The organism is Bradyrhizobium sp. UNPF46 (genome assembly GCF_006658625.1).
In the GTDB taxonomy this organism is placed as follows: Bacteria; Pseudomonadota; Alphaproteobacteria; order Rhizobiales; family Xanthobacteraceae; genus Bradyrhizobium; species Bradyrhizobium nitroreducens.
Genome location: NZ_LFJB01000019.1, coordinates 1 through 21,059 on the forward strand (window position 1 = coordinate 1; position 21,059 = coordinate 21,059).

A 21,059-nucleotide genomic window follows, 5' to 3' on the forward strand; every position below is an offset into this window, starting at 1 on the left:
CAGCAGACTGCTAGAGCATTTTCGGTTCTGATTGAATCAGAACCGAAGCTCTAGATTCTTGTTTTGACGCGTTTTCTTCACGCGAATCGGTGTCCACTTCGCTCGAAAACGCTCTAGCTGACCCGCCGTTCCCGCCCCTCCCAAAACGGCCTGCGCAGCTCGCGCTTCAGCACCTTGCCGGCGCCCGACAGCGGCAGCGGCGTCTCGGTGATCTCGATGCTGCGGGGACATTTGTAGCCGGCAATCAGCGTCTTCGTGAACTCGATCAGCTCGCCGGGCGAAACCTCCACACCGCTACGCTTGACTATGACGGCATGGACCTGCTCGCCCCATTGCTCGTTGGGAACGCCGATGACCGCGCATTGCAGCACCGACGGGTGCTGCGCCAGCGCGTTCTCGACCTCGACCGAGTACACATTCTCGCCGCCGGAGATGATCATGTCCTTGACGCGATCGACGACATAGATGAACCCGTCCTTGTCGATGTAGCCGCCATCGCCCGTGTGCATCCAGCCGTCGACGACGGCCCGGGCGGTCTCCTCCGGCCGTTCCCAATAGCCCATCATCACGGTGTCGCCGCGCACCACGATCTCGCCCACCGCGCCTGACGGCACAGGCTGGTCGTTCTCGTCGACGATCCGCACCTCGCAGCCGAGCGTGGCGCGGCCCGCGCCGCGATGACGGCCCTTTCTGCGCCCCTCCCCGACATGCTGATCGGCGTGCAGCAGCGTCGCGATCGGCGACAATTCGGTCATGCCGTAAGCCTGGGTGAAACGCACATGCGGCAATGCGCGCGCGGCACGGTCGAGCACCGCCTCGCTGATCGGCGAGGCGCCATAGATGATGTGCCTGAGCGACGACAGGTCGTAGTTTCCGATCGCGGGGTGATCGACGAACATCTGGATCATCGTGGGCACCAGCAGCACGTCGGTGACGCGCTCGTTCTGCATCGCGGCCATGACGCCTTCGGGCGTGAAGCCCTGAACGATCACGTTGGAGCCGCCGGAGAGCAGCAGCGAGTACATCGCCGCCCCGTTGGCCAGGTGGAACATCGGCGCCGCGTGCAGATAGGTCGTGCTCGCGGGGAAAAGGCCTTCACCGAGGGCGTTGAGCGCATTGGCCATCAGGTTCTGGTGACTGAGCATCACGCCCTTCGAACGCCCGGTGGTGCCGCCGGTGTAGAAGATGCCGGCGAGATCGTCGCCCTTGCGCATGGCATCGGCGACCGCGGCGCTGCCCGCGACCAGATCCTCATAGCTCTCCATTCCAGCCGGTACCTCGCCGTCGTCGGCATAGATCAGCTTCAACCCCGGAATGGCGCCGGCGAGCTGCGCGCCAACCTGCGCAAAGGCCTTGTCGACCAGCAGGACGGAGGCTCGGCAGTCGCGCAGCGCGTCCTCGTTTTCGAGAGCGCTCCAGCGGATGTTGAGCGGCACGATCACGCCGCCCGCCCAGCCGGTCGCGAGGTAAAGCTCGAGGTAGCGGTCCGAGTTGAATGACAGCACGGCGACGCGATCGCCGTCTTTGACGCCGCGCAAGCGCAGGCCGCCCGCCAGCCTCGACACGCGTTCGCCGAGCTCGCCCCAGTTGCGACGCCGCTGGCCGTAGACGGTGGCGAGCCCGTTCGGGTTGATCTGCAGCGCGCGCCGCAGTCCATGCGTGATGTTCATCGCGGTCCTCCTGTACGCTTCTTCCCTGGTGTTGTGCGTCCTGAGTTGCGCCGTTGCGGCGCCCTCGGCGTCTTCTTTGTTGTCTGTTGCCGGCTCTCGGTCGCCAGGCCTTCCGTCAGGCGAACCGTAAACTCGTCGGCGATTTCGGTCGGCGACAGCGCACCGTCGCGGCGGTACCAATGGCCAATCCAGTTGAGCGCGCCCGCGATGGCGAACGCCGCGAGCTTGGGGTCGCACCGCCTGATCGAGCCATCGGCCATGCCGCCGGCGATATATCGCCGGAAGGTGGCGTCGATCCGCTTCTTGGCGGCGCGCGCGACAGCTGCGTTGCGCTCGGCCAGGTCACGCAAGTCGAAACGCACGAGGCTGGCACCGAAGTCGGTCGCCATGAGCGCGGCATAGGCGTGCACCAGCTTGCGCAGCTTGGCGAGGCCGGAGCCGCCGCCGGCGTTGATCTCCGTGATCACGCTGTCGACGAGCTCGGCGCCCATCGACCAGCATTCGAACAGGATCTCGTCCTTGCCCCGGAAATAATTGTACAGCGCCGGCTTGGTGATGTTCAGCCGCTCGGCGACCTCGTTCAGCGTCACGCGGTGATAGCCCTGCTCCAGGAAAAGCTGGACGGCGGCGCGCAGCACCGCCTCGCGCTTCTCGTCGCGGGCGCGGCGGCGGCTCTCGAACGGCAGCCAAGGGGAAGTTGGCGGCGAAGATTGCGGCGATGAGGGGGGAGCGGGCGGAGCTGAATCCATGTTGTGATCGGTTGACTCCGGAGGACACCGACCGATATGTTACCCATGGGTAAGAAAAAGTCCAATGGGTAATTTATTCGGAGGAAGCGATGTCTGACGTCATCGTCGCAGGGGTCGGCATGATCCCCTTCGCCAAGCCGGGCGCCAGCGCGCCCTATCACGAGATGGGGACGGAGGCGGTCAAGCTGGCGCTAGCGGATGCCGGCCTCGGCTACGAGAGGATCCAGCAGGCCTATGCCGGATACGTCTACGGCGATTCCACCTGCGGGCAGCGCGCGCTCTACCACGTCGGGATGACCGGCATCCCCATCGTCAACGTCAACAACAACTGCTCGACCGGCTCGACCGCGCTGTTCATGGCGCGGCAGATGATCGCGAGCGGCGCGCTGGATTGCGTGCTGGCGGTCGGCTTCGAGCAGATGAAGCCCGGCGCGCTCGGCAGCGTCTATACCGATCGTCCGAGCGCATTCGAGGAATTCGACGCAGCAGCGGACCAGCTGATCGACGCCCCCGGCATTCCGCTGGCGCTGCGCTATTTCGGCGGCGCCGGGCTCAGCCACATGAAGAAATACGGCACCCCACTGGACGCCTTCGCCAAGGTGCGCGCCAAGGCGAGCCGCCACGCCCGGAACAATCCGCTCGCACTCTTTCGCAAAGAGGTCACAGCGGACGACGTGATGAACGACCAGGTGATCTGGCCGGGCGTGATGACACGGCTGATGGCGTGCCCGCCGACCTGCGGCGGCGCCGCCGCGGTGTTGGTGTCCGAACGGTTTGCGGACAAGCACGGCATCGGCAAACAGGTGCGCATCGCGGCGCAAGCCATGACCACCGACACGCCCTCGACCTTCAAGGCCGGCGACATGATGCAGCTGGTCGGCTACGACATGGCGAAGGAGGCGGCAGGCCGGGTCTATGAGAGCGCCGGCGTCGGACCCGACGATCTCGACGTCGTCGAACTGCACGACTGCTTCGCCCACAACGAGCTGATCACCTACGAGGCGCTCGGCCTGTGCGGCGAGGGCGAAGCCGGCAAGTTCATCAATGACGGCGACAACACCTATGGCGGCCGGATCGTGACCAACCCGTCCGGCGGATTGCTGTCGAAGGGGCATCCGCTCGGCGCCACCGGACTTGCGCAGTGCTACGAACTGACGCGGCAGTTGCGCGGCACGGCGGGCCCCACGCAGGTCGAGGGTGCAAAGGTCGCGCTCCAGCACAATCTGGGCCTCGGCGGCGCCTGCGTCGTTACGCTCTACAAGCGGCACTGACATCCATGGTCGATCAGTCAGCCGTTGGGCGTTGCTTCACGCCCGTCACCGCGCGCGTGGAGCCGGGCCGCCTCCGCTACTTCCTCAATACGCTGGGGGAAGAGAACCCGGTCTACCGCAACATGGATGCAGCGCGGGCGGCTGGTTTGACCGGCATGCCGGTGCCGCCGACCTATCTGTTCTGCCTGGAGATGATGGACGTCGACGACCCCTTCGAGATGTTCACCGCGCTCGGCATCGACCTCGCCCGCGTGCTGCATGGCGAGCAGAGCTTCGTCTATCACGCGCCGGTCCTGGTCGGCGACACCCTGACCTTCCGGCCGAGCGTGACCAGCGTGGCGGAGAAGAAAGGCGGCGCGATGACGCTGATCAGCGTCCGGTGCGCGGTGACCAATCAGGACGGCGTGCACGTCGCCGATACCGCGCGCACGATCGTCGTCCGCAACGAGGTGGCGGCATGACGGCATCCCGAGACATCAAGGCCGGTGACCGTCTCGTCCACAAGGTCTTTCCGCCGATCACGCGCCACACGCTCGCGCTCTATTGCGGCGCATCGGGCGATCACAATCCGATCCACGTCGACATCGACTTTGCCAGGGCGGCCGGATTTCCTGATGTGTTCGCGCACGGCATGCTGGTGATGGCCTATCTCGGGCAGGCGCTCACGGATGTGGTGCCGCCGTCGAGGCTCCGCCATTTCTCGACCCGGTTCGTCGCCATCACCCAGCTTGGCGCCAAGCTGACATGCGAAGGCACCGTGGCCGAGCTGTTCGCCGAAGACGGCGAGCGGCGCGCAAGGCTCGCGCTCACCACCAGGGACGATCGCGGCGAGGTCAAGCTCGACGGCAGCGCCGTCATCGCGCTGTAACAGAATCCACGGAGACCACATGGCAAAGCTGCAAGGAAAAGTCGCGCTCGTCACAGGCTCGGGCCGCGGCATCGGGCGCGCGATTGCGCTCAAGCTCGCACGCGAAGGCGCTTACGTCGTCGTCAACGATCTCGATGCCGAGCCCGGCGACGCCGTGGTTGCGGAGATCAAGGCGCTCGGCGGCGATGCCGTCGCCGTCAACGGCAGCGTCGCGGACGCCGGTTTCGCCGATCGCTTCGTCGGCGCCGCACTCGACAAGTTCGGCGGGCTCGACATCATCGTCAACAATGCCGGCTACACCTGGGACTCCACCATTCAGAAGATGACGGACGAGCAGTTTCAGGCCATGCTCGACGTCCATCTCGTTGCGCCGTTCCGGCTGCTGCGCGCGGCCGCCGAGCCGATCCGCGTCTTCGCCAGGAAGGAAGCCGAGGAGGGCCGCGAGGTGTTCCGCAAGGTCGTGAACATCTCCTCGATCGCCGGCCTCTACGGCAATGCCGGACAGGCGAGCTATTCCTCGGCCAAGGCATCGCTGATCGGGCTGACCCGGACCATGTGCAAGGAGTGGGGCCGCTACAAGGTCAACGTCAATTGCGTCGCCTTCGGCCTCATCAACACCCGCCTGACCCAGCCGATCGAGGCGCAGCAGAAGACCATCGACGTCGCCGGCCGCGACATCAAAGTGGGCGTCCAGCCGCACATGCTGGAGGCGATGTCGCGCATGATCCCGCTCGGCCGCGGCGGTACGCCGGAAGAGGCAGCCGACGCCGTCTATCTGTTCTGCAGCCCGGAATCCAATTATATCAGCGGCCAGGTGGTCGTCGCCGGTGGCGGCCTGATTGTCTGAGAGCGAGGGGCCGATGCATTACCGATCATCGTGGATGACCGAAGAGCTGGATACTTTCCGCGACCAGTTCCGGAAATACCTCGCCAAGGACCTGGCGCCGCATGCCGAAAAATGGCGCGAGCAGAAGATGGTCGACCGCTTCGCCTGGCGCGGGCTCGGCGAGATGGGCGCGCTCTTGGCGAGCGTGCCGGAGGAATATGGCGGCCTGGGCGCCACCTTCGCCTATGACGCCGCCGTGCTGGACGACCTCGAGAGCACGGTGCCGGAGCTGACCACCGGGGTCTCCGTGCACAGCGCCATCGTCGCGCACTACATCCTCAACTACGGCTCGGAGGAGCAGAAGAAGCGCTGGCTGCCGAAGATGGCGAGCGGAGAGATGGTCGGCGCCATCGCCATGACCGAGCCCGGCACCGGCTCGGATTTGCAAGCCGTGAAGACAACGGCGAAGAAGCAGGGCAATTCCTACGTCATCAACGGCCAGAAGACTTTTATTACCAACGGCCAGGCCGCCGATCTCGTCATCGTGGTCGCGCGCACCGGCGAAGCCGGCGCCAAGGGCATTTCGCTGATCGTGGTCGAGACCGCGGGCGCGGACGGTTACAAGCGCGGGCGCAACCTCGACAAGATCGGCCTGCACGCCTCCGACACCTCGGAACTGTTCTTCGACAACGTCACCGTGCCGCCGGAAAACCTGCTCGGCAAGGAGGAAGGCCAGGGCTTCGTCCAGCTGATGCAGCAACTGCCGCAGGAGCGGCTTGCGCTCGCGGTCGGCGCCGTCGCCGCGATGGAGCGCGCCGTCAAGCTCACGGTCGATTACACCAAGGAGCGCAAGGCGTTCGGCAAGCCGCTGTTGGACTTCCAGAACACCGCATTCAAGCTCGCCGAGCGCAAGACCGAGGCGATGATCGCGCGCGTCTTCGTCGACTGGTGCATCGAGCGCCTCGTCGCCAAGGATCTCGACACCGTCACGGCGTCGATGGCGAAATACTGGTGCTCGGACAAGCAGGTCGAGACCGCCGACGAATGCCTCCAGCTGTTCGGCGGCTACGGCTACATGCAGGAATATCCGATCTCCCGCATCTTCATCGATTCCCGCATCCAGAAGATCTATGGCGGCACCAACGAGATCATGAAGCTGCTGATCTCGCGGTCGCTGTGATCCGGTTGCCGTGCGCGGCTACTTCATCCGCTTGTCGGCGGCGATGAAGTCGATGAAGGTCCTGACCTTCGCGGAGAGATATTTGCGGCTCGGATAGACCGCAAACAGTTTCCCGGCAAAAACGATGTGCTCGGGCATGACGTGCTCGAGCCGTCCGGCGGCGATGTCTTCGGTGACCAGCCATTTCGGCAGGAAGGCGAGGCCCATGCCTTCGAGAGCGGCCATGTGCAGCAGCGTTTCGTTGCCGCTGCGCAGCACCGGGTTGAGCTTGACGGTCTCGGGGCCGTGCTCGCCCGTGAACGAGAAGCTCTCGCCCGGATAGAGCGCGTAGTGCAGCAGCGGCTGGCCGGCGAGATCGGCGAAGGTCGCCGGACGTCCCGCGCGTTTGAGGAAGGCGGGAGCGGCCACCATGTAGAACGGAACGCTGGTGATCGGCCGCGCAATCAGCGCCTGGTCGGGCGTGCCGGTTGCCCGCAAGGCGAGGTCAAACCCCTCCTCGACCAGGTTGACGAGGCGGCCGCTGAGATCGACGTCGAGACGGACCTCGGGATAGCGCACCTGATAGTCCGCCAGCACGCCCGCAAAAATCGCGTTCGCCATCCACACCGGTGCGGTCAGGCGCAGCGTTCCGTGCGGAACGACAGTCGCGTTGCTGACGGCGGCTTCAACCTCGTCGAGCGAATCCAGCATCTGCCGCGCCTGCTCGAAATAGAGCGCGCCGCTCTCGCTCAGGCTGACGCGCCGGCTGGTCCGGTTGAGCAGCCGGGTGCCAAGCCGCTTCTCGAGCTGCATCACATGCTTGCTCGCCATCGCCGGGGAGATGCGCAGGCGCTGCGCCGCGGTCGCAAAGCTCTTCAGCTCGGCAACCAGGCAAAACACCCTCATGCTGACCAGAGAATCCATGAAATCATCAACATCCAGGAAATGAACCAATCCCGGATCGTATAATGATCAAAGACGAGGAAACTATCAAATGGTGGCAACCCTCACATCCCTGGAGAGCCGCCATGTCCACCGCCACCTTCGAGGCCCCCACGCCCGGCCGCACCATCCGCATCGGCCTCTGGGCTGCGCAGGTGCTCCTCGCCTTCGTCTTCATCTCGGCAGGGCTGGTGAAGCTGACCACGCCGATTCCCCAACTGGCCGCGATGATGCCCTGGGCCGGCCAGTATTCGGAGACCTTCGTCCGCTCCATTGCCTTGGTCGACCTCGCCGGCGGCATCGGCATCCTGCTGCCGGCCCTGACGCGGATCCTGCCGCGACTGACCGTGCTCGCAGCGCTCGGCTGCGCGGTGTTGCAGGTCATCGCGCTCGTCTTCCACCTCTCGCGCGGCGAAGCTGACGTTGCGCCGCTCAACGTCGTCCTGCTCGCGCTCAGCCTGTTCGTGCTGTGGGGACGCAACGGCAAGGCGCCGATCGCGCCGCGGCAGTTCTGATCCGCAAGAAGCCCCGTCATCATGATCTCCGCCAACGGATGGTCCCGCAGAGGACTGCTCGCCGGCAGCGCGATCCTTACGGCCGCCGGCGCCGCCACGGCCAAGGAGGATCGCCTTGCGGACGGCGTCGTCATCCTCATCGACAGCAACGAGCCCTATGTCATGGGCCACGCGATCAGCTATTCGGCCAATCTCGCCAGGCATTTTGCCGACAGGGGCGCGCGGCTGCTGATCGAGGTCGTCGCCAACGGCAAGGGCATCGACGTCTTCCGCGCCGACAAGACGCCGCTGGTCGAGCCGCTCGCGACGCTGCGGCAGTCGCTGCCGAACCTCAGCTACAGCATGTGCGCGTCGTCCAAGGCGATCGCGGAAGCCAAGGAGCAGGTCTCAATTCCGCTGATATCGGGTGCGAGCCTCGTCCCTTTCGGGATCGGGCGCGTCGTCGATCTGCAATTGAAGGGCTGGGCCTACATCCATGCGTGAGAAGCCTCGCGCGTTGTCGCGGCGATCGTTCCTGATCGCCGCGCCGGCCTGTCTCACCGTCCTGCGCACCGCTGGCGCACAGGACAGCTGGCCGCCGGTGTTCGAGGCCGGCCGCAGCCAGTTCACGATCGTGCGGCCGCGCGCGCCGATGCCGCAGCTCAGGCTTCAGGACGTGCACGGCCGGGATGCCGTCGTGACGGCGAAGCCGGGCCGCATCACCCTGGTGAACTTCTGGGCGACCTGGTGTGCGGCCTGCAAACTCGATCTGCCCATGCTGGCAAGCCTTGCCGGCTCGCGGCCCGATCGGCTCGACATCGTTGCGATCTGCACCGACACGAAAGACCTGCGAAAGATCCGCACATTTCTCGGCGGCCTCTCGTTGCAGAACCTCGCCTGCTATGTCGATGCCTATGACGCGGCGGCCAAGGCCTCTACCGAGATGTTCTCGATCGTCGGCATGCCCATTACCTATCTCGTCGGAACGGGCGGCCGCGTCGAAGGCTACATCACCGGTGCGCCGGACTGGCTGTCGCCGGCCGGCAACCGCCTGCTGCAGTTCTATCGCGAGCAGGGCTCGTGATCGTCAATTCGGATGCCACCAGCGGCCGCCGATGACGACGCCTTCGGACACGATCTTGCGATCGCCGATCAGGTGCTCGCCGACGACGTCCTCGTAGTCGAACTGGCCCTGCTTCACCGAGATCAGCGTGGCGTCGCCGACGCTGCCGGGCTTCAGGCTGCCGAGCTCGGGACGCCGCAGCGCCATCGCGGCATTCACCGTCGAGGCCGCGATGACGTCCGGCAGCTCCATGCCCATGCACAAAAATTTCGATAGGGTCGTGACCTGGTCGAAGGCGGGGCCGTCGATGCAGAGCTGGTGGATGTCCGAGGAAATCGTATCCGGATAGAAGCCGTTGGCGAGCATCGCACGCGCGGTCTTGAACGCGAACGAGCCCTTGCCGTGGCCGATGTCGAACAGCACGCCGCGCTCGCGCGCGTCCAGCACCGCCTTCTTCACCGTGCCTTGCGCGGTCGCCGGCGTGTTCGGGAAAGGGCGGAACGCGTGGGTGAGCACGTCGCCGGGACGCAGGCGCGCCAGCACCTCCTCATAGCTCGGCGGCGGATGGTCGATATGCGCCATCAGGGGCATGCCGACCTCGCCCGCGACCTCGAGCGCGATGTCGAGCGGCACCGCGCCTGACGTTCCCGAGGAATGCAGTCCGACGCGCACCTTGATGCCGACGATGAGATCGCGGTTGGCGTCAGCGACCTTCGCGGCCTCGATCGGGTTCATCAACCTGAGCTCCTCGCTCTCACCGACCATGATCCGGTGCGAGAAGCCGAAGATGCCGGCATGCGAGACGTGCAGATAGGCGAGGATGCGGACTTGGCTCGGCTCGATCACATGCTTGCGGAAGCCGGCGAAATTGCCGGGGCCGGCGCTGCCGGTATCGACCGCCGTGGTGACGCCGGAGAGGCGGCAGAATTCCTCGGCGTCGATGCCGAGCGAAGTGCCGCCCCAATAGACATGGGTGTGCAGATCGATCAGCCCCGGCGTGACGATGAACTGCGAGACGTCGCGCACCTCCGTGCCCGGATCGGCCTTGAGGGCAGTGCCGACCGCCGCCACCTTGCCGCCGGCAAAGGCGACATCGGTCACAGCGTCGAGCTTCTGCGAGGGGTCGACCACGCGGCCGCCGCGCAGGATCAGGTCGAAAGGCATCAAGGTCTCCGGATGTGTGGCGGTGAGGCGGCTGGCAAAGCCGGCTGAAGGAGGAAGCCCCTGCTTCTAGCAATTTTTGCGCCGGAGAGCTTGCCGCGCGGAGAGGACGGCTGAATGTGAGGCTGGCGATCCCGGCATGACTCGAACATGCGACCTACGGTTTAGGAATTTGAAGTCGAGCTGTTTCTTGGTTCGTCATAGCGCCTCACAAATCCAATAAAATCAGACACTTATCGCACTTCCCAATGGTATAGTGCTCCATAGAAACTCCCCTCTACTCGCACGACTTGGGAGCAAAAATGGAGCAAAACTTCCATGCCGAAGACACATCTCACTGATGTAGTTGTGTCTCGGCTCAACACGCCAGGCACGTACTACGATTCGACAACTCCCGCGTTCGCTATTCGCGTCGGAAAGAACCGCAAGACGTGGTTCGTGATACGAGGTCGCGAACGGGAACGCACGAACATCGGCCACTATCCGGCCTTGAGCCTTGCGGATGCACGGAGGGAGGCAAAGAAGCTTCTCACCGAAACGCCCGCCAAGCATTCCAAGATGACGTTTGCTGCCGCGTACGATCAGTACAAAGAGGTGATCAAGGCCAAGAAGCCTAGAACGCAACGCGACTATAAGCGCGTCATCGACAAGTACCTCTTACCGAAGCTCGGCAAGAAAAAACTGTCCGACCTCGAATACGAAGACTTCACCGCGATTACGGACAAGCTCGCGCCCTCCGAACAATCGCACACCCTTGCAGTCGGTCGGACATTCCTGCGTTGGTGCGTGAAACCGCCACGGCGCTACATCCCGCATTCTCCGCTCGAAGGTGTGGTGATCGTTCCCGGCAAAGCCCGGAAGCGCATTCTCAAGCCCAACGAGCTAAAAAAGGTGTGGGACGCAGCAACTATCGAGGGCTACCCGTACGGCACCATCGTCCATCTGCTGATTCTTACAGGTCAACGGAAGACCGAAATCGCTAACTTGCGTCGGACGTGGATCGATCTGAAGGCCAGAACCATCACGCTTCCCGAATGGGTCTGCAAGAACTCACGGGAGCACACGTTTCCCTACGGGGACATGGTGGCGGCTGAGCTGGAATCGGTGCCACGCCTCAACAGCACCGACCTGCTCTTCCCGTCTGCTGTCTCAGATGAGCGGCCGATATCTGGGTGGAGCAAGTACAAAAAGCGCCTGGGCGACGGCGTGCAGGCGTGGCGGCTCCATGATTTGCGCCGCACGTTCGGCACCACCCTAGCCGAAATGGAAGTAGAGCCGCACATCGTCGAGCGGTTGCTAAACCACTCGATGGGCGCCATCGGCAATCAAGCCGATAGCATCGTGAGTGCGGTGGCCGAGGTCTACATTTTGGCGAAGTACATGCCGAAGATGCGGACCGCGATCGAGACCAAGTGGGAGCCGTTCCTTCAAACCCTGACCCGCGCCGCTTGAGGCGCGGGTTTCTGCTATCCGCGTCCCCCGGAGCCTTTTGGCGGGCTGGGGGAACTGTGAAGGACGGTCATTCGGGGCACAAATCGGGAACAATTTTTGGATTCCGCGATGGAATCGGGTAGTATTCGGCTCGCTACAGAATCGGGGGTTGTGAAGACGAGCCGGAACGCCATGTCCGGAGGTGATTTTTAATACGGAGTGGAAAATGGAAGAGAAGTTGTTTGAGAAGTCTTTTCAAGCGGTTTGGCAGCACATGCTCCAGCAGGCAACGGCAGATGTGCAGAGGCTGGATCGGAAGCTATTCAACGATCCGTCGCTCGGCGGCCATTTGCAGAAGATCGCCGCCAAATATGAGGTGGAAGTCGCCCGGTTCGAGGGTGAAGCTACGGCGAAGAGGCGAACTGAAAACCGTCAAGGCCAGGACGGCTGGGGCGAGTCTCGCATGATCAAGACGACCTGGCTGGACGTCAGCCTACCCTTCGTGGGCGAAGCAGAAACGTTCCGCGTGGGACCGTCATCGATGACGTTGTTGTTCAAGCGGGCGACGATCGGGCGAAACACGCTGACGATCAGCGTCCTCGACAACGATGGGGCCGACGGCGAGGTTCAAGAGTTTAAGAAGATGGTTGAGGGCAATCTGCAAGGTCTTCGCGCTGAATACGAGCGGAGTAAGCCGCAGATGGAACAGACGATTCAACAGGCTGCAACTCATCGGAAGGCCCAAATCGACGCTGAGGACGCGCGGGATAAAGGGCGTAGTTTCCGCGTAGAGAACTGAGGCTCGATATGACGGAGAGCGATCCGACGGGTGATGTGCCGGAACTCCCGAAAGGGAGCAAGGGCGGTGGAGCCGCGCGCTTCGCTCTGAATGCCGTTAGCGGGGCGATTCCGCTGCTCGGCGGCTTGTTGTCGGCCGGCGCGAGTGCATGGTCGGAACGGGACCAAGCGCGGGTGAACGATTTTCTGCATCATATGGCAGAAATGCTGGCTGCTGAAATGCGAGAGAAAGAAAAGACCATCTTAGAGATCACTGCGCGCATTGACATGCAGGATGAGAAGATTTCTGAGAGAGTAAAAAGCTCAGAATATCAGGGCTTGTTGCGGAAGGCGTTTCGCGATTGGGCCGGTACTGAGAGCGAGCAAAAACGAATATTCATACGGAATATTCTAAGCAATGCGGCCGGGTCAACGTTGGCGAGCGATGACGTGGTCAAGCTGTTCCTCGAATGGATCAAGGATTACTCGGAACTGCATTTTGCGGTCATCGGAGCAATCTACAACAGCGCCGGTATTACGCGTGGCGGCATCTGGCGCAAACTAGGACGTCAGGCCGTGCGAGAGGACTCGTCGGATGCGGACTTATTCAAGCTGATCATCCGTGATCTGAGCACCGGAGGTATCGCGAGACAGCATCGTGAAACCGATTACAACGGACAATTCATACCCAAGCGCAAGACCACGCCCGCGCCGAAGGGCACGGTCAAGCCGATAAAGTCGGCGTTTGATGATGAGGAGGAGTACGAGTTGACGGCACTCGGCGACCAATTCATCCACTACGCGATGACCGATTTGCCTCTGAAGCTCGAATACGATCCCGCCGCGGTGAACACGCCCACTTCGTAATCGGGCGGCCGCGCAACCAACATTTTTTGAGAGGGTATCTAATGAGTCAGAAGAAGGTGACAGTATTGCCACTAGTCACGAGCGTCGGCGCAGCTTTTTTAGACAATCCCGCTTTGCAGGGCGCAAACACACCGCTCACGACGACAATTCAGCTAGAGACGCTTGGCGGCGACATTTACCAGTTACCTCTTTCAGCAAATGGACTGAAGGGCTTGATTAAGGTCATTGGGAGCCTTGATGAAGCCAGGGCAGCTCTCGGTATTGCTTCGTCTGACATAGAACCTACCAAGCAGTGAGGAAAATAATGACAAGCATGACCGACCCGACGGACGCCTTGGTGTCATTCCAGCAGGCGTACCTTGATGGCGAGATCCGTCTACAGCAGGCCAAGCTTGATCCAGATCTCTTCGTATTCGCCGACAAGCCTGGTCCCGGCCTTGTTCGCCTTACATATGTGAGACTTGATGGTAAAACGGTGAAGGCGTTTGTTAACGCAATGCCCGCGGATTTTGTTGATGGCCTTCCGTGTTTTCAGTTAGGCGTCGCAGTCCCTGTGAAATATCGCAATAAAGGTTACGCAAAGAGTACTCTGACGTCCGCCATCGCCGAGATGGAGAACGGATTTTCGCGGACCGGTGTTATTCCCTCGTTCTATGTCGAGGGAATCGTAAGTGTCGATAACGAGCCATCCAAACGGGCTTCGGCGGCGACGATATCGTCAAGTCCAACCGCCGTTACCGATAAGGAAAGCGGATTGCCAGCGCTTCAATATCTTCGAAAGATAGGCTGAACCGCCTCCATTATGCGACGTGTCATTTTATTTTCACGAGCATCGATCCCCACCGAGCTACGTCGCGCTTCTCGCCATTTGGCGCTAAGAAATAGCGCTTGCCCTGTAAGAACTCGATCGGCTGGTCCTTGATAAGCTGAAACCACTTCCGATCGGTCCAGTTCGGCAGGAGCATCACGATGCTTTCACAATTCTGTTTCTCGGCGAAGGCCTTCTCGATCCAGTATCGGACCTGAGAGTACAGATTGTGAACCGTTAGGTTGATAATTTCGGTTTAAGGTAGTTGGGTTTTTCCTTGAGTACCTCTTCAAATGCGCTGAGCGCGTTCCATCCGTCGTAGTGTGGCCCAAAGATTGAGCCTGCTTGGCCGCGCCCGGCCAGAATGATGATTAAGTTCAGCTTCTGCTCGATACGGTCAAGTTGTTCTTGGTTCATACGATTAAGCGGTCATTGCTAATGATAATTGCTTAGGCGGCGGCATTCGTACCAGCCGATGGTATTTGAAGCCGTAACGGTCTTCTGCCTCGCTTGTTTCGATCACGTAACCCTTCCCGCGCAACTCGCTGATGCGTCCGTTCACCTCCGAAATGAGCATCACCTGTTTGAAGTAGCGGGAGCTGATGCCATCGCCGGTTTCATGCCGACGGATATAATCTTCTGGGATGTCATGCTGGGTTCGAAGGGACTGTAGGACTTCAAGGATGCGCTGTTGTTGAGATTTGCGCGGGACGGTCATAGCTCCTTTGGACATTTCTTATAGAGGCCATGCGCTTCGTAGAATTGTATGGGCTCCATTCCGTAATTGTCTTGGACGCACTGCCAATGACGCGCTTCGGCCTGGAGCCATACTTTGGCGAAAACGTCCCGAACAAGACCTAGTTCTAGGATAAGAAGATATAGGAGGAGCGTGACAACGATCTTTTGTCGTCTCGTCATAGATCAGAAGAGAATATCATCGGGCTTGGTCTCCTCCGACCCTAACTGGGGAGAACTGAGTGGATATGTGGACAACGGAGTACCTGGGCTGAGCAGATATACGACCCGGCTCTCTAGCGAATTGAGTTCTCTGATTAAGGAGGCTGGTGGCTTTTTGCCCTCCTTCACTCTGTCGAGACGTGCTTGCAGTTTGCTGATTTTCTCAATCAGTGGAAGTGCGGCGATGTGATTGGCGTTGCCGAATTGTGGGCGAAAGCCAGTGATAGTTTCTTTGTAAGTTAGCGTCATAGGTCAATGAGGTAGATATCCCGCCGCCTGAGGATCCGGCAGAGGAATGCCAGTAAGCGCGCAAATCTTGTCCATGTATTCTCCGAACTCGATCCTGCTTAAATCCCGTCGTGCTGCGGGGCAGCTTTACTTCCTCCCCGCGTATCGTCTTAAAGACAGGTGGCAGCAGCTTTCGCTTGAAGAACTCGTGGAGGTCGTCGGCATTCTCGCCGGTCTCACGCTCGATGGCTCCCAGATATACCCAATAATAGGCATTCTGGGAGCTTGTGCGGACAAGCTTGTCCGGTTCGAGGGTAAGCCATGCCCCCTCATGTTCGTTGGCCCACTCTCGCAATCGGGCGGCAATGACGGGGCCGAACGAGAGCTTGCCGCCAACGATTTGGGCTCGAAACATACCTTACGCGTGGATTGTGCGCAGACCGTCCACAAGGCTGTCTTCGTCCTCGTCCTCTTCGGTGTCCGCGCGTTCGACCTCGCCGACGGATGTTCGGATGATTTCGATGTAGTTTTTCAGCCCGGCCTTCTTCATTTCGAGCGTTATTTCCTCGCCCGGCTCGACATTCGCCATAGCCTGAACGAAGTAGCTCGGGTCAACCCCGCCTTTCTGCTTCATGCGGGTGTCGTACTGTTTGCGCTCTCCGTTTTCCTCGAAGATGTAGCGGACGTAGTAGCCGTCGTCTCCCTCCTCTCGCGGTGGTTTGCGGACGATTTTGTCCTCTATGACCTTGACGGTGTGCTTGCCGGTTGATTTGACGCCCTTGCCGGTCTTGATGCCGAGCTGGAGCTTTGGCAACAGCCCGGCCTTCAAGATGATTTCCTTTGATGTTTGCATGGATGGATTACTTAGCTGATACGCTTGCCTTTCTTCGTGGGGTGCTCACTTCAGGCTTACCGGCCATTGCCTGTTCGACCGTGACAGCGGGTGATAGGACGATTGGGTACTCTCGCATCTTTGGTGCCTGCCCCCCGCATTCGTTCGCCCAAATCTGGCGAGCCGCGAGGAAGAGAGGGAACTTGTCCTCAATCTCGTTCCACTTGTAGCCAGCCTTATTGCGGCGGTAGCCGATTTGCAGAATGGCGAGCTTGATGTCGGAAACCTCGGTGAAGCCTTCGACATTGAACTCCCCGCTCTCGATCGGGTGTTTGTAGGCCGAGACTTGAAGCTCGTATTCGCTCCAGACCTCTGCGCTGGTCTTGAAGTCGATGATGTAGACTTGTCTGTCGATCTTGCAGATGTAATCGATGGTGCCGCCGTAGCCGTATTTCTCGCTAAAGACAGTGACGTCCCATGCGATGCTCTCCGGCTTGTTTTCGTTCTTCCAATCGACGAACGACTTGATGGCGTCGCACTCTTCGAGCGTGAGTTCTTCAAGCTGTTCTGTGCTGGGATTGATGAACTTGCTGTCGATACGAACCTCTTCACCGCGGAGAATAGCAGAGATTGCCTCGTGGACCTTTGAGCCCTTGTCACCTGCGGCGGATTTGATGGCCTGGCTCTCGTCCCATCCCTTGTCGGCGAGCCACTTGTAGAATCCAATGCCCTTCGGGTAGTGGCCAGCAATCCATGTCACCGAAGGCACGTATTTTAGGGCCGGGAGTTTGGTGGCGGGATCTGTGACCTGCTTAACGTACCATCGTTCGTCGGCGATGGTGACCTGAAGGATTCCGCGCTCCTTGTCTGTTTCAGGGATTATTTTTTTCATGCGAATGTTGAAGTGATGGTTAGTAATCCGAATGCGAGCATGATTGAGATCAGCTTGCTGGCATCTCGGCGGTGTCTTGCTTCGTAGATTTTTCTACGTCGCAATTGTGCTTCTCGCTTCAAGGTGGCGACGGCCTTGGTAAAGACGGTCCCGTTGAAGGTATAGGGTCTGTACATACGGTTGATATTAAGGTTCCCTCTGTGCCGCCCGCCTCATGGGTAAGCGGCACGGAGAGCATGAGGCTTGTAAATTGATAATGCGATGATGAGTGGGCGGCTGGAAGCGGGGTCGATAACAAACCTCCTCGCGGGCTCCTTTGGTGTCGAAAGCCCAAAGGCTGTTATTCCAGCAGTCCTCCCACCATCGTTGTCGTGTCGGGATTATAGGTTGCGAGCTGGGAGGGAGTTGGTGATGGACTTAATGCGCGTCCGCCTATTCGCCGCCTTTCTCCCCCTCCAAACTCACAACTGATACAGGCTCGCGGGGAAGCGGAAAGACTCCTCTAGGCGCTTTTCAGTTCGCTGCACCGCCGCCGATCGGTCTACCTCATGGCGCGTTTCCTGCGCAGCACCTACGCCACCCCATAGCCTACGGTCTATTGTACGATTGCTCCCCCGTGAACCTGTATCGTGATGTCAAAGAGCAGATGGATTGAAGCGGGCGAGGCGTAGGTTCTCGCGGTTGGAATCATTCGACCTACTACGCGATGGCATTACCGCACACCGCTTCTTCCATCTCCCTACAGTCTCTCACGCACCGTGGATAATGCAAGCAAGGTGGTGTGGATAACCGAAATGGCGGTTTAAGCGGCGTGTAGTATGATTTGCAAGTGACCACCGACTACAAAGCCGTGAAGAAATGGCGGCGCAAATCAAAGAAGAACGCCCGATACAATGCGATGTTTATGAAGACTCGTCGGGAGCACTTCGCGAAGCTGTTTCGCTCTGGATCGATCTCTTATGAAGACATTCCGAAGTCCTACAGAACTTTCAAACGACCGTAGATCTAAACGAGCTACTGCTTTGACGGAGGTTGACGAATGAAGCCAGCGAGAACTGAAAAGACGAGGACCGTGTACATAAGCGAGCCAATAATCTGAGCTGACACCAACACCCTGGCAGCATTGCTCATTGGTGTGATATCACCGTAGCCAACGGTCGCAAACGTGACGATGCTAAAGTACAAAGCTGAGATTTCATCAAGGACGACTTTGTTGCCCTTCACATCAGTAGCATTGAAGGCAGAGAGATTTCCGACAGACAAGTCTAGATAGGCGATCGCAAATCCGCCAATGAACGCTATCACAGACCAGGCGATATAGGCGACCACGCGCGACTTTGATGCCACCACGGCTTCAGAATACAGGGCGCGGGTGGCGCTAATTGCCGTCCATGTGGCCGAAATCCAAAGGGCTACGTATAGAATTAGGCGCAGACGTTCGGCGAACCAAGTGACCAAGGACGAGCTATCTTTAATATCAAGAAGTGCGACCACTACGTAGGCAACAAAAATGACTGCGTAGGTGAGCTGAGCCAAGCGGCCTGCCCATTGCTCCTCCCGAAATTGAGACAAGGCTGCAAAAAGGTAAGTCGCAGCGATCACAAGATAAATAACTGACGTAGTAGACATTGCCGCCATCCCCAACCTGCCGATTTTGAAACTATTATAGGGTGAGGCGTACTTTATGTTCTACCAGAATTATGACCGCTCGGGGACCCTCGTTTCAGAAGGCTGAGTTTCTCAGTAGATAGGCGCTCCTCGGGACAATTTGCCCGGCTAGAATGATAAAATGAGGCGGGCGGCTCTTTGTTTACGGCCGCCGGAAGCAGTCCGTGTCACGATGCGCGGCTCTACGTCTCGCGGCCCATACTATGAACGCACTAATCGTCGGAGGAAATAGAACACCAATTCTCGAACAAACAGACTCGTCCAATTTTTTGTTCATTGATGACGGGCCACTCATCGAAGCGCTGAACATCCAATCGAGAAGGAAGGTCACTCGTTTTGATGTGAGAAATCACCATCTGAATCCACTGCATAAGATGGATTACAGACGGGCCAGAGAGTTCATCGCAGTGCTGGATGCGGTTTTTCCGGAAGGCGAGAATACGCTCACGAAGAAGAACGCCAACTTTGTGCTGCTCAACGCGCTACTGGATGAGCCCACGCGTCTAGATAAGCTCCTGCGCGGCGATAAGCGCGACCCGGCCAAGCAAGACGCTCATCAGAAGATCGCGACGCTCCTACTGTCTCCGGTGTTGCGCGAGGTCCTCTGCAAGCCGACAGACTTTTCAATGCAGGGCATCGTGCTGGCCCGTCTCGATAGGGCCGTCCTCGGAGACTTCGATGCATTTGTCCTAGCAAACCTGCTCGTATCGCAGTTCAATGGGCAGGTCGTTGTTCCCGACTTCGGCTTCTATGGGCGAGAGCATCATATGCCGCTCATTAGGCAAAACAGGTTGGTCGCTGGCGTGAATACGCTCTCGGAAGTTCCGTTGAAGCTCCAACAAGCGCTGCTGACTATTCCGACGAAGATTGCATCACGGACAACGAGCGATGATGCAGAGACGCTGGCGAAGTACAAAGGATTTACTCCTCATACCGTCGAGCATTCCGACTTCATTCACGAGGCGATGCGAGGGTGATTTTGTGATCGGCGCAGATAGGGATGAGTTTAGTACGCGTTTGAGCGTCTGGATGGATGCCATCAGTACCTTCCACCTCGATCTGAACGAAGCCGATTGACTTCTTCCAACAGAGACCAAGTGAGTGGTTCTTGTTCTTGTTCTGAAAGTGGCAGCGACGCGAAAGCGCTTGGCCGTTCAATTTGTAAGGCTTGTATTTTTGGGGCTTAAGCCAGGGAGCCGGCTTTCCATCGTACCAAGGCATCGAGATGTCGTAGATGTCTTCGTGGGGGTCGAGGTGGAAGCCAGGGATCCATTCCATAGAATATGGATTGTAGCATGGAGCTTCCGATAACGACCTGTTTGAAAGCGCACGTGCCTTTATTTGCCACCGAAGAAAATGAGTTTGGCGAGCTTCATATAATCCGCGTCCTCTTCGCTGACCGGCTTCTCGTCTAAAATTGTGTTCATCAACCCCCGCATCGTTTTCTGAACATAGATTGCCTGTGCCCTGAGGCCTTCCAGGAACTTGGCACCGTTCCTTATTCCTTCGACGCTCGTTATGTTGACGCCTTCTATCCTGAGAAAGCCGTGAGCCAACGCGTTGCGGTCGTCTACGAACTGCTCGAGTTCCTTGTCGAACATCTTATTGACCTCGATGCGCTTCCGCATCAAGAACAAGAGTTGGCCCAGAGTTTTCTTTCGGTCAGCCTCGGCCTGGGCTTCGATCTCCCCGATCGTTTTGGATTTGTCGTCAGGAAAAAAGTAGCTGATGCAAAATTGGAGCTGCCGTTCGGCCGCCTGAATGTGCAGTAATGTTTCGCCCATGTAGCTGAGCAATTCGTGCTGCAATAGCCTTAGTTTTGCGGCTTCGTTTTTACGCCGCATTCGGTTACGACGTTTGATGCGGTAGCGCTTCTTGCGGGACATCTACTTTCCCAACCTGAGTCGAGTTTTGCACCCTAGCACGCTTTCGTAGGGGGAGACGGGGGAGTTCCATTCTGTGGAGATATGTGCTGCAGCAAAGGACAAGCGTAAGGGACACGCCTCAGGGACGCCGCGGACTAAAGGACGCGAGCAGAGCGAGTGCTCCTTTTAGCCCGCAAGGTGTTCGTGAGGCGTGTAGTGGGCTTTAGGCGATCACCAGTCCATTGTTCCATCGGTCATGGTGAAATTGTACCATGGCAGGTTTCGTGTGAAACGGTGAAGTCTAGGGTGGAACGGTCTTTGGGTTAGCACATGATAACTGGTGGGACGGTCCGCCACCGTTCGTCCGTGCCGTTAGGCCGCGACCTGAACATATCCGCCCGAAGCCCCTGAACGATAGTGAAGGTGGCGAAGTGGCTGTGGGGGCCGTCCGCGGTAGCGGTCCCGCTGGCGGGAAGGAGAATAACCCACAATGGATATGTTCAGGTCGCGGCGTAATAGGCGCGCGAACGG

The 21,059-nt window shown here is 59.6% G+C and carries 25 protein-coding genes; 14 read left to right on the plus strand and 11 right to left on the minus strand.

Going from position 1 to position 21,059, the window contains the following annotated elements; translation table 11 throughout:
- Window positions 1-113: 113 nt before the first annotated feature.
- The gene (locus UNPF46_RS08690) at window positions 114-1,670 is read right to left on the minus strand and encodes an acyl-CoA synthetase (RefSeq protein WP_142249719.1); all 1,557 of its coding nucleotides are present in this window, start codon (window positions 1,668-1,670) and stop codon (window positions 114-116) included.
- Window positions 1,667-2,419, minus strand: a complete 753-nt coding sequence (locus tag UNPF46_RS08695; RefSeq protein ID WP_142249720.1) for a TetR/AcrR family transcriptional regulator — start codon at window positions 2,417-2,419, stop codon at window positions 1,667-1,669. Before UNPF46_RS08695 ends, UNPF46_RS08690 begins: the two co-directional genes overlap by 4 nt.
- An 89-nt stretch (window positions 2,420-2,508) precedes the next feature.
- Here UNPF46_RS08695 and UNPF46_RS08700 point away from each other — a divergent pair, with 89 nt between their 5' ends.
- From UNPF46_RS08700 to UNPF46_RS08720, 5 genes are read left to right on the plus strand one after another with little or no spacing between them, the layout of a single operon-like run.
- The gene (locus tag UNPF46_RS08700) at window positions 2,509-3,690 is read left to right on the plus strand and encodes a lipid-transfer protein (protein ID WP_142249721.1); all 1,182 of its coding nucleotides are present in this window, start codon (window positions 2,509-2,511) and stop codon (window positions 3,688-3,690) included.
- A gap of 5 nt (window positions 3,691-3,695) precedes the next feature.
- Entirely contained in the window at window positions 3,696-4,151 is a 456-nt protein-coding gene (locus tag UNPF46_RS08705) for a MaoC family dehydratase N-terminal domain-containing protein (RefSeq protein ID WP_142249722.1), read from the plus strand.
- A complete protein-coding gene (locus tag UNPF46_RS08710; protein ID WP_142249723.1) occupies window positions 4,148-4,558 on the plus strand; it encodes a MaoC family dehydratase in 411 nt (136 codons plus the stop codon). Before UNPF46_RS08705 ends, UNPF46_RS08710 begins: the two co-directional genes overlap by 4 nt.
- Before the next feature lie 19 nt (window positions 4,559-4,577).
- Entirely contained in the window at window positions 4,578-5,405 is an 828-nt protein-coding gene (locus UNPF46_RS08715) for an SDR family NAD(P)-dependent oxidoreductase (protein ID WP_142249724.1), read from the plus strand.
- 13 nt (window positions 5,406-5,418) lie between these two features.
- Window positions 5,419-6,564, plus strand: coding sequence for an acyl-CoA dehydrogenase family protein (locus UNPF46_RS08720; protein WP_142249725.1), 1,146 nt, complete (start codon window positions 5,419-5,421; stop codon window positions 6,562-6,564).
- A gap of 18 nt (window positions 6,565-6,582) precedes the next feature.
- Here UNPF46_RS08720 and UNPF46_RS08725 read toward each other — a convergent pair whose 3' ends face one another.
- Window positions 6,583-7,467 carry a LysR family transcriptional regulator gene (locus UNPF46_RS08725; RefSeq protein WP_142249726.1) on the minus strand — a complete coding sequence of 295 codons (885 nt, stop codon included), beginning with the start codon at window positions 7,465-7,467 and terminating at the stop codon, window positions 6,583-6,585.
- 104 nt (window positions 7,468-7,571) lie between these two features.
- On the opposite strand from UNPF46_RS08725, the gene UNPF46_RS08730 reads away from it, so the two are divergent.
- Genes UNPF46_RS08730 through UNPF46_RS08740 form a run of 3 tightly spaced genes read left to right on the plus strand, consistent with a single transcriptional unit; the run spans window position 7,572 to window position 9,063 of the window.
- Window positions 7,572-8,000 (plus strand): DoxX family protein, encoded by a 429-nt coding sequence (locus tag UNPF46_RS08730; RefSeq protein WP_142249727.1) that lies wholly within the window; start codon window positions 7,572-7,574, stop codon window positions 7,998-8,000.
- A 21-nt stretch (window positions 8,001-8,021) separates the two neighbouring features.
- Window positions 8,022-8,483 (plus strand): DsrE family protein, encoded by a 462-nt coding sequence (locus UNPF46_RS08735; protein WP_142249728.1) that lies wholly within the window; start codon window positions 8,022-8,024, stop codon window positions 8,481-8,483.
- Complete coding sequence (locus UNPF46_RS08740) at window positions 8,476-9,063, plus strand: TlpA family protein disulfide reductase (protein ID WP_142249729.1); 588 nt, start codon at window positions 8,476-8,478, stop codon at window positions 9,061-9,063. Before UNPF46_RS08735 ends, UNPF46_RS08740 begins: the two co-directional genes overlap by 8 nt.
- Window positions 9,064-9,066: 3 nt before the next feature.
- On the opposite strand, the gene UNPF46_RS08745 is transcribed toward UNPF46_RS08740, so the two are convergent.
- Window positions 9,067-10,206 (minus strand): amidohydrolase/deacetylase family metallohydrolase, encoded by a 1,140-nt coding sequence (locus UNPF46_RS08745; RefSeq protein WP_100181369.1) that lies wholly within the window; start codon window positions 10,204-10,206, stop codon window positions 9,067-9,069.
- 315 nt (window positions 10,207-10,521) lie between these two features.
- On the opposite strand from UNPF46_RS08745, the gene UNPF46_RS08750 reads away from it, so the two are divergent.
- The 5 genes from UNPF46_RS08750 to UNPF46_RS08770 all read left to right on the plus strand — a co-directional run bounded on the left by UNPF46_RS08750 (window position 10,522) and on the right by UNPF46_RS08770 (window position 14,068).
- Window positions 10,522-11,655: a tyrosine-type recombinase/integrase gene (locus tag UNPF46_RS08750; RefSeq protein ID WP_142249730.1), complete on the plus strand. Its 1,134-nt coding sequence runs from the start codon at window positions 10,522-10,524 to the stop codon at window positions 11,653-11,655.
- A gap of 205 nt (window positions 11,656-11,860) precedes the next feature.
- Window positions 11,861-12,433 carry a hypothetical protein gene (locus UNPF46_RS08755; protein WP_142249731.1) on the plus strand — a complete coding sequence of 191 codons (573 nt, stop codon included), beginning with the start codon at window positions 11,861-11,863 and terminating at the stop codon, window positions 12,431-12,433.
- Window positions 12,434-12,441: 8 nt separating this feature from the next.
- Window positions 12,442-13,278, plus strand: a complete 837-nt coding sequence (locus UNPF46_RS08760) for a hypothetical protein (RefSeq protein WP_142249732.1) — start codon at window positions 12,442-12,444, stop codon at window positions 13,276-13,278.
- 41 nt (window positions 13,279-13,319) lie between these two features.
- Window positions 13,320-13,574 carry a hypothetical protein gene (locus UNPF46_RS08765; protein ID WP_142249733.1) on the plus strand — a complete coding sequence of 85 codons (255 nt, stop codon included), beginning with the start codon at window positions 13,320-13,322 and terminating at the stop codon, window positions 13,572-13,574.
- Between the two features lie 8 nt (window positions 13,575-13,582).
- Window positions 13,583-14,068: a GNAT family protein gene (locus tag UNPF46_RS08770; RefSeq protein ID WP_142249734.1), complete on the plus strand. Its 486-nt coding sequence runs from the start codon at window positions 13,583-13,585 to the stop codon at window positions 14,066-14,068.
- 22 nt (window positions 14,069-14,090) lie between these two features.
- On the opposite strand, the gene UNPF46_RS37360 is transcribed toward UNPF46_RS08770, so the two are convergent.
- From UNPF46_RS37360 to UNPF46_RS08795, 6 genes are all read right to left on the minus strand, one after another.
- Window positions 14,091-14,246 (minus strand): hypothetical protein, encoded by a 156-nt coding sequence (locus UNPF46_RS37360; protein ID WP_181769854.1) that lies wholly within the window; start codon window positions 14,244-14,246, stop codon window positions 14,091-14,093.
- A gap of 77 nt (window positions 14,247-14,323) precedes the next feature.
- A complete protein-coding gene (locus UNPF46_RS08775; RefSeq protein ID WP_142249735.1) occupies window positions 14,324-14,503 on the minus strand; it encodes a hypothetical protein in 180 nt (59 codons plus the stop codon).
- A gap of 4 nt (window positions 14,504-14,507) precedes the next feature.
- Window positions 14,508-14,804, minus strand: a complete 297-nt coding sequence (locus UNPF46_RS08780; RefSeq protein ID WP_142249736.1) for a hypothetical protein — start codon at window positions 14,802-14,804, stop codon at window positions 14,508-14,510.
- Window positions 14,805-15,689: 885 nt separating this feature from the next.
- Window positions 15,690-16,100, minus strand: coding sequence for a hypothetical protein (locus tag UNPF46_RS08785; protein ID WP_142249737.1), 411 nt, complete (start codon window positions 16,098-16,100; stop codon window positions 15,690-15,692).
- Window positions 16,101-16,131: 31 nt separating this feature from the next.
- Entirely contained in the window at window positions 16,132-16,995 is an 864-nt protein-coding gene (locus UNPF46_RS08790) for a PD-(D/E)XK nuclease family protein (RefSeq protein ID WP_142249738.1), read from the minus strand.
- A gap of 1,014 nt (window positions 16,996-18,009) precedes the next feature.
- A complete protein-coding gene (locus UNPF46_RS08795) occupies window positions 18,010-18,624 on the minus strand; it encodes a potassium channel family protein (RefSeq protein WP_181769855.1) in 615 nt (204 codons plus the stop codon).
- A 242-nt stretch (window positions 18,625-18,866) separates the two neighbouring features.
- Here UNPF46_RS08795 and UNPF46_RS08800 point away from each other — a divergent pair, with 242 nt between their 5' ends.
- Complete coding sequence (locus UNPF46_RS08800) at window positions 18,867-19,640, plus strand: hypothetical protein (RefSeq protein ID WP_142249740.1); 774 nt, start codon at window positions 18,867-18,869, stop codon at window positions 19,638-19,640.
- A gap of 360 nt (window positions 19,641-20,000) precedes the next feature.
- Here UNPF46_RS08800 and UNPF46_RS08805 read toward each other — a convergent pair whose 3' ends face one another.
- A complete protein-coding gene (locus UNPF46_RS08805) occupies window positions 20,001-20,549 on the minus strand; it encodes a hypothetical protein (protein WP_142249741.1) in 549 nt (182 codons plus the stop codon).
- Window positions 20,550-21,059: the final 510 nt, after the last annotated feature.